Annotated in this window: 12 protein-coding genes and 2 pseudogenes; 5 read left to right on the plus strand and 9 right to left on the minus strand. The window is 68.5% G+C overall.

Going from position 1 to position 15,634, the window contains the following annotated elements:
• Positions 1–390: 390 nt before the first annotated feature.
• The 3 genes from ABTZ94_RS14290 to thyX form a co-directional block, all read right to left on the minus strand.
• Entirely contained in the window at positions 391–2,076 is a 1,686-nt protein-coding gene (locus tag ABTZ94_RS14290) for a ribonuclease J (protein ID WP_351200896.1), read from the minus strand.
• Between the two features lie 129 nt (positions 2,077–2,205).
• Entirely contained in the window at positions 2,206–3,105 is a 900-nt protein-coding gene (gene dapA, locus ABTZ94_RS14295) for a 4-hydroxy-tetrahydrodipicolinate synthase (protein ID WP_351200898.1), read from the minus strand.
• A 152-nt stretch (positions 3,106–3,257) separates the two neighbouring features.
• Complete coding sequence (gene thyX / locus ABTZ94_RS14300) at positions 3,258–3,995, minus strand: FAD-dependent thymidylate synthase (protein ID WP_351200900.1); 738 nt, start codon at positions 3,993–3,995, stop codon at positions 3,258–3,260.
• 186 nt (positions 3,996–4,181) lie between these two features.
• Here thyX and ABTZ94_RS14305 point away from each other — a divergent pair, with 186 nt between their 5' ends.
• Positions 4,182–4,421: a hypothetical protein gene (locus ABTZ94_RS14305; protein ID WP_351200902.1), complete on the plus strand. Its 240-nt coding sequence runs from the start codon at positions 4,182–4,184 to the stop codon at positions 4,419–4,421.
• Between the two features lie 94 nt (positions 4,422–4,515).
• Positions 4,516–5,067, plus strand: coding sequence for an SCO5741 family PH domain-containing membrane protein (locus ABTZ94_RS14310; protein ID WP_351200904.1), 552 nt, complete (start codon positions 4,516–4,518; stop codon positions 5,065–5,067).
• A 109-nt stretch (positions 5,068–5,176) separates the two neighbouring features.
• Here ABTZ94_RS14310 and ABTZ94_RS14315 read toward each other — a convergent pair whose 3' ends face one another.
• From ABTZ94_RS14315 to ABTZ94_RS14340, 6 genes and pseudogenes are all read right to left on the minus strand, one after another.
• A complete protein-coding gene (locus tag ABTZ94_RS14315; protein ID WP_114247001.1) occupies positions 5,177–5,635 on the minus strand; it encodes a tetratricopeptide repeat protein in 459 nt (152 codons plus the stop codon).
• A gap of 12 nt (positions 5,636–5,647) precedes the next feature.
• Positions 5,648–6,400 (minus strand): 4-hydroxy-tetrahydrodipicolinate reductase, encoded by a 753-nt coding sequence (dapB, locus tag ABTZ94_RS14320; RefSeq protein ID WP_351200907.1) that lies wholly within the window; start codon positions 6,398–6,400, stop codon positions 5,648–5,650.
• Positions 6,401–6,424: 24 nt separating this feature from the next.
• The gene (locus ABTZ94_RS14325) at positions 6,425–7,804 is read right to left on the minus strand and encodes a M16 family metallopeptidase (protein ID WP_351200909.1); all 1,380 of its coding nucleotides are present in this window, start codon (positions 7,802–7,804) and stop codon (positions 6,425–6,427) included.
• The gene (locus tag ABTZ94_RS14330; RefSeq protein ID WP_351200911.1) at positions 7,801–10,014 is read right to left on the minus strand and encodes a polyribonucleotide nucleotidyltransferase; all 2,214 of its coding nucleotides are present in this window, start codon (positions 10,012–10,014) and stop codon (positions 7,801–7,803) included. Before ABTZ94_RS14330 ends, ABTZ94_RS14325 begins: the two co-directional genes overlap by 4 nt.
• Positions 10,015–10,348: 334 nt before the next feature.
• Positions 10,349–10,639 (minus strand): 30S ribosomal protein S15, encoded by a 291-nt coding sequence (gene rpsO / locus ABTZ94_RS14335; RefSeq protein ID WP_003965855.1) that lies wholly within the window; start codon positions 10,637–10,639, stop codon positions 10,349–10,351.
• A gap of 278 nt (positions 10,640–10,917) precedes the next feature.
• Positions 10,918–11,096, minus strand: a pseudogene (locus ABTZ94_RS14340) (type VII secretion integral membrane protein EccD); the annotation flags it as partial.
• On the opposite strand from ABTZ94_RS14340, the pseudogene ABTZ94_RS14345 reads away from it, so the two are divergent.
• The 3 genes and pseudogenes from ABTZ94_RS14345 to ABTZ94_RS14355 all read left to right on the plus strand — a co-directional run.
• Positions 11,089–11,977 (plus strand): annotated as a pseudogene (locus ABTZ94_RS14345) (type VII secretion protein EccC); the annotation flags it as partial. The pseudogenes ABTZ94_RS14340 and ABTZ94_RS14345 sit on opposite strands and share 8 nt — an antisense overlap.
• Before the next feature lie 149 nt (positions 11,978–12,126).
• Positions 12,127–12,360, plus strand: a complete 234-nt coding sequence (locus ABTZ94_RS14350; RefSeq protein ID WP_327272584.1) for a DUF397 domain-containing protein — start codon at positions 12,127–12,129, stop codon at positions 12,358–12,360.
• A 329-nt stretch (positions 12,361–12,689) separates the two neighbouring features.
• Positions 12,690–15,599, plus strand: coding sequence for an SCO5717 family growth-regulating ATPase (locus ABTZ94_RS14355; RefSeq protein ID WP_351200913.1), 2,910 nt, complete (start codon positions 12,690–12,692; stop codon positions 15,597–15,599).
• Positions 15,600–15,634: the final 35 nt, after the last annotated feature.

Genomic DNA, 15,634 nt, shown 5'->3' on the forward strand with positions numbered 1-15,634 from the left:
TCACCCTCTCGGGCTTTCCTCCGGGCTTTTCCCTTCGGTCTTGCGTTTCCGACTCTATCAGACTCTTTCGTGTCCGATTCCCGGTCGAAGCGGGGCTGCTTTTCAGTTCTTCGCTTTCGCGTTTCCCTTTCCGGCGGTTCCAACCTTACCAGATTCTTTTTCGTTCCGTTTCCGGTCCGAATTTGAATTCCGGTGGCCTTTGGAGTGGCCTTTACCTTTCGGCTGATCCGACTTTATCAGAAGTTCTGAGTCGAAATTCCCGCCCGTTCGGGGTTCCCAGGGCACATGAGTGTGCGCGGTGTTTCCCGGTCAGGCGGAGCCGTAAACGTACTGGAGCGGGGCCCCCGATGCAAATCGGGGGCCCCGCTCCGGAGTTCGCGTCTGTCGGGGTCAGACCTCGACGACGACGGGAAGGATCATCGGTCGCCGGCGATAGGTGTCGGAGACCCACTTGCCCACCGAGCGGCGGACGAGCTGCTGGAGCTGGTGAGGCTCCATCACGCCGTCCTGGGCGGACTTGTTGAGCGCTTCCTCGATCTTCGGTACGACGGCGTTGAATGCCGAGTCGTCGATACCGGAGCCACGGGCCTGGATGTAGGGACCGCCCGTGATCTTGCCGGAAGTGCTGTCGACCACGATGAAGACCGAAATGATGCCCTCGTCGCCGAGGATGCGGCGGTCCTTGAGAGAGGTCTCGGTGACATCGCCGACCGAGAGGCCGTCGACGTATACGTAACCCGCCTGGACCTTGCCGACGATCTTGGCCTTGCCGTCGATGAGGTCGACGACGACACCGTCCTCTGCAATGACGATGTGGTCCTTGGGTACACCGGTGAGGGCGCCCAGTTCGGCGTTGGCCCTGAGGTGGCGCCATTCGCCGTGGACCGGCATCAGGTTCTTCGGCTTGCAGATGTTGTAGAAGTACAGCAGCTCGCCGGCCGAGGCGTGGCCCGAGACGTGGACCTTGGCGTTGCCCTTGTGGACGACATTGGCGCCCCAGCGGGTCAGGCCGTTGATCACGCGGTAGACGGCGTTCTCGTTGCCCGGGATCAGGGACGACGCCAGGATTACCGTGTCGCCCTGGACGATGCGGATCTGGTGGTCGCGGTTGGCCATACGGGACAGCGCGGCCATCGGCTCGCCCTGGGATCCCGTGCAGACCAGCACGACCTCGTCGTCCGGCAGATCGTCGAGGGTCTTGACGTCGACCACCAGGCCCGCGGGGACCTTCAGATAGCCGAGATCACGGGCGATGCCCATGTTGCGGACCATCGAGCGCCCGACGAAGGCGACCCGGCGGCCGTATTCGTGTGCCGCGTCGAGGATCTGCTGGATGCGGTGCACATGGCTGGCGAAGCTCGCCACGATGATGCGCTTCTGGGCGTTGGCGAAGACCGTGCGCAAGACGTTGGAGATGTCCCGCTCGGGTGGCACGAAGCCGGGGACCTCCGCGTTGGTCGAGTCGGAGAGGAGAAGGTCGATGCCTTCCTCGCTCAGCCGGGCGAACGCGTGCAGGTCGGTGAGCCGGCCGTCCAGCGGGAGCTGGTCCATCTTGAAGTCACCGGTCGCGACGACCATGCCCGCAGGTGTGCGGATGGCGACCGCGAGAGCGTCCGGGATGGAGTGGTTGACCGCGATGAACTCGCAGTCGAAGACGCCGATGCGCTCGCGCTGGCCCTCCGCGACTTCGAGGGTGTACGGACGGATGCGGTGCTCCTGGAGCTTCGCCTCGATCAGCGCGAGGGTCAGCTTGGAGCCGATCAGGGGGATGTCCGGCTTCAGTCGCAGCAGGTACGGGACACCACCGATGTGGTCCTCGTGGCCGTGCGTGAGGACGATCCCGTCGATGTCGTCGAGACGATCCCGGATCGTGGTGAAGTCCGGCAGGATCAGGTCGATTCCGGGCTGCTCTTCCTCCGGGAAGAGAACTCCGCAGTCGACAATGAGCAGGCGGCCGCCGTACTCGAAGACCGTCATGTTGCGGCCGATTTCGCCGAGGCCGCCGAGCGGGGTGACCCGGAGGCCGCCCTTCGGGAGCTTCGGCGGGGTGCCGAGTTCGGGATGCGGATGACTCAAAAGACTCTCCTTACCACGCACGCCACGTACCGCTTGGGCACGTGGCGCGCATGTCATTCGTGCACTTGCTGTTGTCGGTGTTGTCACTCTTGCGAGTGTTCTTCGCTTATTCAGTTGTGAAGTCTGTGGTTACAGCTCTACCCCACCGGCGGCGAGATCGATCTTGAGCTGCGCCGTTTCCTGTGCGGTGAGTTCCACCAGAGGAAGGCGCAGGGGGCCCGCGGGGAGGCCCTGAAGGGCCAGCGCGGCCTTGGTGGTGATCACGCCCTGGGTACGGAACATGCCGGTGAAGACCGGCAGGAGCTTCTGGTGGATCTCCGTGGCCTTCTGGACGTCGCCGCCGAGGTACGCCTCGATGAGGGCCCGCAGGTCCGGGGTGACGACATGGCCGACGACGGAGACGAATCCAATGGCGCCGACCGAGAGCAGTGGCAGGTTCAGCATGTCGTCGCCGGAGTACCAGGCGAGGCCGGACCGGGCGATGGCCCAGCTGGCACGGCCGAGGTCGCCCTTCGCGTCCTTGTTGGCGACGATGCGCGGGTGCTCGGCGAGCCGTACCAGCGTCTCCGTGTCGATGGGCACACCGCTGCGGCCGGGAATGTCGTAGAGCATCACCGGCAGACCGGTGGCGTCGGCGATGGCCGTGAAGTGGCGGAAGATGCCTTCCTGCGGCGGCTTGTTGTAGTACGGCGTCACCGCGAGGAGGCCGTGGGCACCGGAGCGTTCGGCCGTGCGGGCGAGCTCGATGCTGTGGCGGGTGTCGTTGGTTCCGATGCCGGCGACGACGTGGGCCCTGTCTCCCACCGCTTCCAGTACAGCCCTTACGAGCTGGTCCTTCTCCGCATCGCTGGTGGTCGGGGACTCGCCGGTGGTGCCGTTGACGATCAGGCCGTCATTGCCTGCGTCCACCAGATGGGCGGCGAGCCGCTGGGCACCGTCGAGGTCGAGTGCACCGTCCGCCGTGAAGGGCGTGACCATAGCGGTGAGGACCCGCCCGAAGGGGGTCTGCGGAGTGGAGATCGGAGCCATGGGTAACACGCTACTCGTTGCTCGGCGCCCTATGCCCCCTCGGGGGGACACGCAGTAGGAGCCCGGCACTGCCTGCTCGGGGGTTCAAGCAGTGCCGGGTCCGTTTGATCAGCCTAGATGAACTTCACGAAACGCCGCAATACGGACACCGCTTACGGGGCTACGCGTCCGTTCTTGTTGAAGGCTGCATGGGTGAGCGGCATGAGCCGGGCCCAGTGCTCCTCCATCTGCTGGCCGACCATCTCGATCTCCCGCTGAGGGAAGGACGGCACCTTCGCCAGCTCGTGCTGGGTGCGCAAGCCGAGGAAGTGCATCAGCGAGCGGGCGTTGCATGTGGCGTACATCGAGGAGAACAGGCCGACGGGGAGCACCGCGCGGGCGACCTCTCGGGCCACTCCTGCGGCAAGCATCTCCTGGTACGCCTCGTACGCCTGGCGGTAGGAGTCCTCCATGATGCGGCCGGTGAGCTCCTGCTGGGCCTGGGTGCCCTCGACGAACTCGTACTTGCCGGGGCGGCCCTGCTGCACGAGCTTGCGGGACTCCCCCGGAACGTAGAAGACCGGTTCCAGCTCCCTGTAGCGGCCTGATTCCTCGTTGTACGACCAGCCGACGCGGTGGCGCATGAACTCGCGGAACACGAAGATCGGGGCGCTGATGAAGAAGGTCATCGAGTTGTGCTCGAACGGGCTGCCGTGCCGGTCACGCATCAGGTAGTTGATGAGCCCCTTGGACCGCTCGGGGTCCTTGGTGACCTCCTCCAGGGACTGCTCACCGGCCGTGGAGACACGGGCCGCGAACAGGACGTCGGAGTCGCCTGCGGTGTGTTTCACCAGGTCAACGGTGACATCGCTGCGGAAGCTGGGCTTTGCGGGCTCGGGGGTCTCGGTCACCGGCGGGGTCCTTCCAATTGCTTCGCTCGGGCGGCGTCCACTCTACGGGCCGCCACTGACACCGACGGCCGGAACGGTCGTGCAGGGAATTCTTCGACGAATTCGGCAATTCGGGGCACCGAACGGGTCTGCCGTGCGTCTGACTCGGTAGCAGCATCCGTTAGAGAGTTCAAGGAGAGTTTCCTCATGTTCCGCCGGCGTGAATCCGTCCCGTTCTCGTTCGTAGCCGAGGCCGACCGATTCCGCAGTAACGTCACCCCGCCCCCGCGGGAGCGCACCACCGCCTCCCAGCTGGCCGGCCGTTCCCTTGTCGGGCTGACGGTCGTCGCAGGTCTCGTCGGGTCGCTGATCCTCGGCTTGCCCGCCCTGAGCCCCGCCCAGGGGCCGTCGCACACCCAGCAGACCGAGGCCGGCCACGGACGCTGACTCCTACGGACCCCCTGGGGTGGTCTGGTCGGCGGCCTCCTCGGTAGCCTCACCGGGCACAGCAATCGAGCGTGCTTGTGAGTGAGGATCAGTCGTGCCCCTGCCCTTCCTGACGGCCGACCGCGCGTTTGACGCGAGCGCTGAGGACATCGCGCTGCCGTTCGACGACCACGACAGCTGGCGGCGTCCGTACCGCCCAGGACCCTGGCGGGTCGCGGCTGCGGCCGCCCTGTTGCTACTCGTGTCGTTCATCCTGCTCGCGGGGATGATCACCGCGTTCGCCGGGGCGATGCCGGGTGCCGCCGCGTGCCTGGGGCTGACCGTCGTGGTCATCGGCTGTGCCCTGCGGCTGCTGCGGGTCGGCGCCTGGGTGAGCCGGCACGGCGTGCGCCGAGTCGGCTTCTTGACGACGACGACCGTGCCGTGGAACCGCGTCGCGGCCGTCCGTACGGTGCAGCAGCCGGTGAAGTGGCTCGGGTTGCCGCGCACGGTGCAGGGGCAGGCGTTGATCGTCGTACGCCAGGGGGGCGAGGCGATTACGCCCCTGCTCACCGACAGCAATGCGGATTTTCTGGCGCGGGGTGAGGCATTCGACCGTGCGGCCGACACGGTCGAGGCGTGGGGGGACGAGTATCGGCGGGACTGAGCGTGTGGTTACCGGGGCCGTCCGGTGGCCGTTCTGTCCTCAAGCGCCGGACGGGCTTGCTTTGGCCGGACGGGCTTGTTGATTTGGTCGGACGGCCCACCGGCCCGGGTCAGGGTGTGCTGGGCTGGGTGGGCTTGGTGTGCAGAGCGATGGCGCGCTGCATGGCCTTTCGGGCGCGGGGGGTGTCCCTGGCGTCCTGGTAGGCGACGGCCAGGCGGAACCAGCAGCGCCAGTCGTCCGGGGAGTCCTCCGTCTCCTCGCGGCGGCGTGCGAACACGGCATCGGCCGAAGCGCGGTCGATACGGCCGGACGGGGTGCGGACCAGCTCGTCGACCGGCAGGCCGCCCTCCGCGTCCAGTTCCGCGGCCAGCGCGTTGGCCCGCGCCACGAACTGGGTGTTCTTCCAGAGGAACCAGATACCGATCACCGGCAGGATCAGCACCGCGACCCCGAAGGTGACTGTCAGCAGCGTGCCGTGCTGGATGAGCAGGACGCCACGGCTGCCGACCAGGGCGAAGTAGAAGACCAGGACGGCAGCGGTGACGAAGTAAGTGATCTTTGCGCGCATGGCAGGGCTCAGTCAGTTCAGGTCGAGGAAGTGTTCCAGGCCGAATGTGAGGCCGGGAGTGGTCACCACGCGGCGTGTGCCGAGCAAGATGCCCGGCATGAAGCTGCTGTGGTGCAGGGAGTCGTGGCGGATGGTGAGCGTCTCGCCCTCGCCACCGAGCAGCACTTCCTGGTGGGCCAGGAGGCCGCGGAGCCGGATCGCGTGGACCGGGACTCCGTCGACGTCCGCGCCACGGGCACCGTCCAGGGCCGTGGTGGTGGCGTCCGGTTGCGGGGCGCAGCCGGCCTTCCTCCGGGCCTCGGCGATCAGCTCGGCGGTGCGGGTGGCGGTGCCCGAGGGGGCGTCGACCTTGTTGGGGTGGTGCAGTTCGATGACCTCTACGGACTCGAAGTAGCGGGCGGCCTGCTCCGCGAACTTCATCGTGAGGACGGCGCCGATGGAGAAGTTCGGCGCGATGAGCACACCGGTTTCCGGGGAGCCGGAGAGCCAGGTGTTCAGCTGCGCGAGCCGTTCGTCGGACCAGCCCGTCGTACCGACGACGGCGTGGATGCCGTGCCGGATACAGAAGTCGAGGTTGCCCATCACCGACGCGGGGGTGGTGAGCTCGACGACGACCTGGGCGTCGGATTCCGCGAGGGTCTCCAGCTTGTCGCCGCGCCCCAGGGCGGCCACCAGCTCCATGTCGTCGGCGGCCTCGACGGCTCGTACCGCCTCGGATCCGATACGGCCCTGGGCGCCGAGAACGGCCACGCGCAGCTTGCTCATTGCTCTGCTTCCTTACGGGTGGAGTTAGGAGACCGCTTCATCGAGGCGGTCGGCCTGCTTGTCCTTGAGCGGGCCGATGACGGAGAGCGAGGGGCGGTGTCCGAGGACCTCTCCCGCCACCGCGCGTACGTCATCGGGGGTGACCTGCGCTATCCGGGCCAGCATGTCGTCGACCGACATCTGGTCGCCCCAGCACAGTTCGCTCTTGCCGATGCGGTTCATCAGTGCGCCGGTGTCCTCCAGGCCCAGGACCGTGGAGCCGGAGAGCTGCCCGATGGCGCGGCCGATCTCCTCGTCGCTCAGCCCTTCGGACGCTACCCGGTCGAGCTCGTCCCGGCAGATCTTGAGGACATCGTGGACCTGGCTGGGCCGACAGCCCGCGTACACGCCGAAGAGTCCGCAGTCCGCGAAGCCCGAGGTGTACGAGTAGACGCTGTAGGCGAGGCCGCGCTTCTCCCGTACCTCCTGGAACAGGCGTGAACTCATGCCGCCGCCGAGAGCGGTGTTGAGTACGCCGAGCGCCCAGCGGCGGTCGTCGGTGCGGGCCAGGCCGGGCACGCCGAGGACGACGTGGGCCTGCTCGGTCCTGCGGTTCAGCAGCTCGACGCGGCCCGCGGTGCGCAGGGTGCGGGAGCCCGCACGCGGAGCGACCGGGACGGCGTCGGTGCGGGACAGGGCGCCCGCGCGCTCGAAGGCCCTGCGGACCTGGCGTACGACCGTGGCGTGGTCGATGTTGCCCGCGGCGGCGACGACCAGGTGCGTGGGGTCGTAGTGCTTCTTGTAGAAGCGGGCGATCCGGCCGCGGTCGAGCGCGTTGATGGTGTCGACGGTGCCGAGGACCGGGCGGCCGAGGGGGGTGTCGCCGAGCAGTGTGTGCGCGAACAGGTCGTGCACGCAGTCACCCGGGTCGTCCTCGGTCATCGCGATCTCTTCGAGGATGACGCCGCGCTCGGCGTCGACGTCCTCGGCGGTGATCAGCGAGCCGGTCAGCATGTCGCACACGACATCGATGGCCAGCGGCAGGTCGGTGTCGAGGACCCGCGCGTAGTAGCAGGTGTACTCCTTCGCCGTGAAGGCATTCATCTCGCCGCCGACCGCGTCGATGGCGGCGGAGATGTCGAGGGCGCTGCGCTTGGCGGTGCCCTTGAAGAGGAGGTGTTCGAGGTAGTGCGTCGCGCCGTTCAGGGTGGGGGTCTCGTCGCGTGATCCGACGTTGGCCCAGATCCCGAAGGTGGCGGAGCGGACGGAGGGCAGGGTCTCGGTGACGACCCGCAGACCGCCGGGAAGGACGGTGCGGCGGACCGTACCGATGCCGTTGGTGCCCTTGAGAAGCGTTTGGGTACGGGCGACGGCCCGCGCCTTCGAGGAGGCGCGGGCCGTCGTCACGGAACTACGGGACGTCACTTGGCGGCATCGTCCTTCTTCTCGTCCTCTTCGCCCTCGATGACGGGGATCAGGGAGAGCTTGCCGCGGGAGTCGATCTCGGCGATCTCGACCTGGACCTTGGTGCCGACACCGACCACGTCCTCGACGTTCTCCACGCGCTTGCCACCGGCGAGCTTGCGGATCTGCGAGATGTGCAGCAGACCGTCCTTGCCCGGCATGAGGGACACGAACGCACCGAAGGTGGTGGTCTTGACGACCGTACCCAGGTAGCGCTCGCCGACCTCCGGCATGGTCGGGTTGGCGATCGAGTTGATCGTGGCGCGGGCGGCCTCGGCGGCCGGTCCGTCGGCGGCACCGATGTAGATGGTGCCGTCGTCCTCGATCGTGATGTCGGCGCCGGTGTCCTCCTGGATCTGGTTGATCATCTTGCCCTTGGGGCCGATGACCTCACCGATCTTGTCCACCGGGATCTTGACGGTGATGATCCGCGGGGCGTTCGGGGACATCTCGTCCGGGACGTCGATGGCCTCGTTCATCACATCGAGGATGTGGAGGCGGGCGTCGCGGGCCTGCTTCAGCGCGGCGGCCAGGACCGAGGCAGGGATGCCGTCGAGCTTGGTGTCGAGCTGGAGCGCGGTGACGAACTGCTTCGTACCGGCGACCTTGAAGTCCATGTCGCCGAAGGCGTCCTCCGCACCGAGGATGTCGGTGAGGGCGACGTAGTGGGTCTTGCCGTCGATCTCCTGGGAGATCAGGCCCATGGCGATACCGGCGACGGCGGCCTTGAGCGGCACACCGGCGTTCAGCAGCGACATGGTGGAGGCGCAGACCGAGCCCATGGACGTCGAGCCGTTGGAGCCCAGCGCCTCGGAGACCTGGCGGATCGCGTAGGGGAACTCCTCGCGCGTCGGCAGCACCGGCACGATGGCGCGCTCGGCGAGCGCACCGTGGCCGATCTCGCGGCGCTTGGGCGAGCCCACGCGGCCGGTCTCACCGACGGAGTACGGCGGGAAGTTGTAGTTGTGCATGTAGCGCTTGCGGGTCACCGGGGAGAGGGTGTCCAGCTGCTGCTCCATGCGGAGCATGTTGAGGGTGGTGACGCCCAGGATCTGGGTCTCGCCACGCTCGAACAGCGCCGAGCCGTGCACGCGCGGGATGGCCTCGACCTCGGCGGCGAGCGTACGGATGTCCGTGACACCGCGGCCGTCGATGCGGACCTTGTCCTTGATGACGCGCTCGCGGACCAGCTTCTTGGTCAGCGAACGGTACGCGGCCGAGATCTCCTTCTCGCGGCCTTCGAAGGCCGGGAGAAGCTTCTCGGCAGCGATCTCCTTGACGCGGTCCAGCTCGGCCTCGCGGTCCTGCTTGCCGGCGATGGTGAGCGCCTGGGCCAGCTCGGACGTGACGGCGGCGGCGAGCGCCTCGAAGACGTCGTCCTGGTAGTCCAGGAAGACCGGGAAGTCGCCGGTGGGCTTGGCGGCCTTGGCGGCAAGGTCCGACTGGGCCTTGCAGAGGGCCTTGATGAAGGGCTTCGCGGCCTCGAGACCGGCGGCGACGACCTCTTCGGTCGGGGCCTCGGCGCCGTCCTTGACGAGCTGGATGGTCTTCTCGGTGGCCTCGGCCTCGACCATCATGATCGCGACGTCGCCGTCCTCCAGGACGCGACCGGCGACGACCATGTCGAAGACGGCGTCCTCGAGCTCGGTGTGCGTCGGGAAGGCGACCCACTGGCCCTTGATCAGGGCGACACGGGTGCCGCCGACCGGGCCGGAGAAGGGCAGGCCGGCCAGCTGCGTGGAGCAGGAGGCGGCGTTGATCGCGACCACGTCGTACAGGTGGTCGGGGTTGAGGGCCATGATCGTCTCGACGATCTGGATCTCGTTGCGCAGGCCCTTCTTGAAGGAGGGGCGCAGCGGGCGGTCGATGAGGCGGCAGGTGAGGATCGCATCCTCGGAGGGCCGGCCCTCACGACGGAAGAAGGAGCCGGGGATTTTGCCCGCGGCGTACTGCCGCTCCTCGACATCCACCGTGAGGGGGAAGAAGTCGAGCTGGTCCTTGGGCTTCTTGGAAGCCGTGGTGGCCGACAGCACCATGGTGTCGTCGTCCAGGTACGCAACGGCGGAGCCGGCGGCCTGCTTGGCCAGGCGGCCCGTCTCGAAGCGGATGGTGCGGGTGCCGAAGGTTCCGTTGTCGATAACGGCCTCGGCGTAGTGGGTCTCGTTCTCCACTAGCGTTTTCTCCGATACATATCGTCTTCTCGCCCCCACGCCCGTGTGGCGGGGGACGGTAGCGGAGAAGCCCTCCATCGGCGGGCCGGTCTTCGATCGAAGCACCCGGGTCGATGAGTCCGGGGGCCACTACCGAGGACCGGCGGCGGGGAGGTCTGCTTCTCGCTCGTCTGTTGGTCGTTCTCCGACCAGGTTACTGAGATTCGGCTCAGCTTGGCATTCCGGTGGTGCGGGCGGGCCCGCCACTTCCCGGATATGTGTGCGTACGCACAATCGTACGTACAACAAAGGGAGCGGCCCCCTCAGTGGTGGGAACCGCTCCCTTCACGGCGAACTACTTGGCGCCGCCGGCCGCACCGCGGCGGATGCCGAGGCGGTCGACCAGCGCACGGAAGCGCTGGATGTCCTTCTTGGCCAGGTACTGAAGGAGGCGGCGACGCTGGCCGACCAGGATCAGCAGACCACGACGGGAGTGGTGGTCGTGCTTGTGCGTCTTGAGGTGCTCCGTCAGGTCCGAGATCCGGCGGGAGAGCATCGCGACCTGGACCTCGGGGGATCCGGTGTCACCCTCCTTCTGGGCGAACTCGGACATGATCTGCTTCTTCGTAGCGGCGTCGAGCGGCACGCGTACTCCTCTTGATGTTCGATGCGCCCACGAGTGCCCCTGGTCTTGATCGCAGGGGAGCTTCCATGACTCGGAGGCGAAGGTCCGATGAGCGCAGCTTCCAGCATGATCCGGAAGGGCGTACACAAACGGCCGTTACACAGCGTACCAGTCCGGCGCAGCCGGTTCGGCCGGGGTGCGGTGGCCCGGGAGCGACCGGGAGGCGGCTTTGTCCTCGATCGCCCCACGGGCTGGCTTTTGCCCGGCTGAGCCGGGTTTGGCCGGGCGGGCCCGCAGGGTCAGCTGGTGAGGGCGCGGATCGAGTGGTAAAGAGCGAAAACGGCGAGGCACAGGGGCATCGGCGTCAGGAGCACGCACGCTTCGGCGATCTCCAGGAAGCGCCCCAGAACGGGGTGACTCCCTTGCGCGGCACGCTCAGCCCAATGGCAGTGATCAGGACGACGGCGCCCGCGGGGGCGATGCAGCAGTTCTTGACGACGCACAGCACGCTGGACGGCCTGCCCATGACGGTCTCGCTGCGCGCCTTCTACCACCTGACAATCAGCGGCGAAGCGGAGGCCGTCCGTCCACGGCCCGTGCGATGGTCGGTGCGCTCGCCTCGCTGCGCTCCCCCGAGGATCTGGTCATCGCCATCGCGACGGGCCAGGACGCTGTCCCGCGCCGGGAATGGGCGAAGTGGCTTCCGCACGTCCAGGCCCCGGACTTCGTCGACGGCGCCGGCAGCCGCCGCCTGATCACCACCAGCATCGCGGAGCCGGAGGAGATGCTCGCGGGCCGGCTCGACAGCCGGCCGCGCTTCCAGCCCGATGGCCGGCCGCTCGTGGACCAGCCTCATGTCGTCGTTGTGCTCGACGGCCAGTCCGTATCGCCGGTGTCGACGCTCCTTGCGGCCGAGGGCCTCCAGTGCGTGACGGTCGTCGAGTCGTACCGGGTGAGGTCAACGGGGCACACGGCGGCCTGTCCGTCGTGGTGCACCCCCCATTCGCTGCAACTGGAGTCCGGGCACGGGCTGGTCTACGACGGCCTTCCGGCTTGCTCAGTCATGAGGCCGCCGAAGCACTGGCCCGGCAACTGGCGCCGCTCCATGCGGCCTCGGGCGGGGACGACGACGAACCGCTGCTCGTCAATCCCGAATTCACCGATCTGCTGAACCTCGGTGACGTGGCCTCGATCGACGTCAGCAGGATCTGGCGGGCCCGCTCCCGGGCGGAGCGGCTGCGCGTCCCGATCGGCGTCGGCGAGGACGGCAGCCACGTGGTGCTGGACCTCAGGGAAGCGGCGCAGGAGGGCCCTGGCGGACGGTGTCACGCTCTGGGTGGCGGGCCGCGAGCGCCACTGGGTGATGACCAGCGCGACGGATATCGAGAACGGCCTGCTGGGCACTGCTCGCCGGATGGACTGAATACTGTTTCGTTCGCAACCCCGGGCCTGCCGCTTCCAGGGAGGATGGCCGGGAAACGACACGGTTCGATCGAAGGGACGCCGACATGGGCACCCAGCAGGAAAAGGAAGAGCTCTACGCCCTCGACATCTCGGATGTGGAGTGGCTGAGCGCACCGGGGACCGAGAACGTCGAGGAACGGGTCGAGATCGCGCATCTGCCGGGCGGCGCGGTCGCGATGCGCTCGTCACTGGAACCGGAGACCGTGTTGCGGTACACGGAGGCCGAGTGGCGCGCCTTCGTCCTGGGCGCACGGGACGGCGAGTTCGACCTCACGTAGGCGAGGGGCGGTTGAGAGGGTGGCTGTCCGGACACGACGGCCACCCTCTCACTGCGCCTGGGTATGTACCGAGTTGACCGCTTCGGACCGTGCGCGCTGCCGTACTCGGGGCACTTGAGGACGGTGCGTGGCCTACTGGACAGTTTCTGCCGAGAGGAACGGCCTGCCGCAGTGAGCCCGATGACGATTAGGGTGGGTCGGGGCGCGACAGAAGAACCTGCGGGCAGGCGATGCGCGTCCCAAGGGGGAGAGCCGGGCGGATCGGACAACGGAAACGGTCGCCCCCACCCACCACGGCACAAGGGTGCTCGACCACACCAGGAGGCAAAGTGAACGGCGATCGGGACGAGATCCGCGGGGGCCGGAACAAGCCCGTCGACGAGTCGTCCGACGCGGAGCCCGCCGAGATGACGGGTGAGTTCACCATCGACTACACCCCGCCCGCCTGGTACACGCAGAACGCGCCGGGGGACTCGTCGGGTGGTGCCGGATCACACCTGGCGCCGCCGCCGCCCAACGGGGCGCCGTTGTCCGTGCCCGCGCCGCAGGCCGGGGGCGGTTTCGACCCCAACTGGGCTCCGGCGCCGCCCGTTCCTGCTCCTGCTCCTGCTCCTGCTCCTGCTCCTGCTCCTGCTCCTGCTCCTGCTCCTGCTCATTCAGCGGCGAGTGACTCCGCTCCTTCTCCTGCTCCTGCGGAGGGGGCAGCGGCGGGGGCTCCTGACGGGATGACGGACCCGTTCGGGAGCGGTGATGTGGAGAGCGGCGCGACCATGCGGTTCTCACCGGCCGCGCTGAAGCGGGAGATCGAGGAGCGCGAGGAGGCGTCGAAGAACGCAGACGGGGACGTCTCGGGTTCGGGCTCCGGTTCCGTGGGTGCCGGTGCTGACGGTGCTGACGGTGCTGACGGTGCTGACGGTGCTGACGAGAGCGAAACCTCCAATTCCGGTTCCGCGCAGGCGGCGGACGCGACCGGCGAGGAACCAAACGGCGCCGCCGCCGCGGATTCCGATGTCGATACCGCGGCGCCTGCCGAAGCTCCGGGCGGCGTCACGAGCGGTGGTGCCGGCGGACCGGAGGGCTCCGTGCCCTCGGACGCCGTCACGGATGCGGCACCCCAGGACGTACCGCCCCCCGACGCACCGCAGGACGCCGAGGCACCCGCAGCGCCGACCCCCTGGACCCAGGCGCCGCCGCAGGGCGGTCTGCCGCCGCTGCCGCCCGCGTTCCAACCCGCCACGCCGCAGCCCTCCACGCCCCAGTCGGCGCCGCAGTGGCCCGCTCGGACCCCGGCCGACCAGGCGCCCGGCGGCTACGGATTCCCGCATGCCGGAGCGCCCCAACAGCCGCAGGCACCGGTACCGCCGCAGGGCGGTTACGGATTCCCGCAGCAGCCCGCTCCCCCCGCGCAGCAGACACCGGCGCAGGGCAGTTACGGGTTCCCGCAGCCCCCTCAGACGCCCCAGACGCCGCAGGCACCAGTACCGCCGCAGGGCAGTTACGGATTCCCGCAGCAGCCCGCTCCCCCCGCGCAGCAGACACCGGCGCAGGGCAGTTACGGGTTCCCGCAGCCCCCTCAGACGCCCCAGACGCCGCAGGCACCAGTACCGCCGCAGGGCAGTTACGGATTCCCGCAGCCTCCTCAAGCGCCCCAGCAGCCCCAGCAGCCGCAGGCACCCCAGTGGCCCGCGCAGCAGGGCGCGCCCCTGCCGCCTCAGGTCCCCCAGGCGTCCCAGCAGCCGGTCCAGGGCACGCCCCATCTGCCCGCGCAGGTCGCCCCGCAGCCGCCCGCGCCCCAGCAACCGGCCCACCCCCAGCCCCCACAGCAGCAACAACCGCAGGGACAGCCCGTCGACCCGCGCACCGGCACCGCCTGGCCGACCCCGGTCACCCACGACCAGCGCGAGCGTTCCGTGCCCGGCGCCCCGCTCGGGTACACGGCGGCCGTGGAGCTCTCCTCCGACCGGCTGGTCCGGGGCAAGCAGAAGGCGAAGAGCAGCCGTACGCCGTCCAGCGCGTCCCGCTTCAGACTGGGCGGCAAGAAGGAGGAGGCCGAGCGGCAGCGCAAGCTCGACCTGATCCGTACGCCCGTGCTGTCCTGCTACCGGATCGCGGTCATCAGCCTCAAGGGCGGCGTCGGCAAGACCACGACGACCACCGCACTCGGCTCGACCCTGGCCACCGAGCGGCAGGACAAGATCCTGGCCATCGACGCCAACCCGGACGCGGGCACGCTCGGCCGCCGGGTGCGCCGGGAGACCGGGGCCACCATCCGTGACCTGGTCCAGGCGATCCCGTACCTCAACTCGTACATGGACATCCGCCGCTTCACCTCGCAGGCGCCCTCCGGTCTGGAGATCATCGCCAACGACGTGGACCCGGCGGTCTCCACGGCGTTCAACGACGAGGACTACCGGCGCGCGATCGATGTGCTGGGCAAGCAGTACCCGATCATCCTCACCGACTCGGGCACCGGTCTGCTCTACAGCGCGATGCGCGGAGTGCTGGACCTCGCCGACCAGCTCATCATCATCTCGACACCGTCGGTCGACGGTGCGTCAAGTGCGTCCACCACACTGGACTGGCTGTCGGCGCACGGGTACGCGGAGCTCGTGCAGCGCTCCATCACCGTCATCTCGGGTGTCCGTGAAACCGGCAAGATGATCAAGGTCGATGACATCGTGCAGCACTTCGAGATGCGCTGCCGCGGCGTGGTCGTCGTACCGTTCGACGAGCATCTGGCGGCCGGTGCGGAGGTCGATCTCGACATGATGCGCCCCAAGACCCGCGAGGCGTACTTCAACCTCTCCGCGATGGTCGCCGAGGACTTCGCGCGCGCCCAGCAGCAGCAGGGGCTGTGGACATCGGACGGCTCCAGCCCGCCCCCGCAGTACGCCCCGCCGATGCCCGGCCAGCAGGGTTACGCCCCGCAGCAGCAGCAACAGCCGTACTCGCAGCAGCCGTATCCGCTGCCGCAACAGCCGCCGCACGGCGGGCAGCAGCCCCCGCAGCCGTACCCCCCGCAGCCCGGCCCCGGAGTGCAACAGAACGGCTGGCAGCAGTCGTTGCCCTCCCAGGCCCAGTCCGCGGCGAGCCCGGCCGGACCGCCGCCGCCTCACCAGCAGCAGCACGGTCAGCCGGGCCGGCCCGGTCAACCCGGTCAGCCGATCCCGCCCGAACTGCAGGGTCCCGTACCGCCCGCCGCTTGGCAGCAGCAGCCGCCGCCAGCGCCTCAACAGTAAGGCGACAGAGGTCTAAACCAATGAGGGCCCGCACC

The sequence above is a fragment of the Streptomyces sp. NPDC002785 genome, assembly GCF_040295565.1.
Lineage (GTDB): Bacteria > Actinomycetota > Actinomycetes > Streptomycetales > Streptomycetaceae > Streptomyces.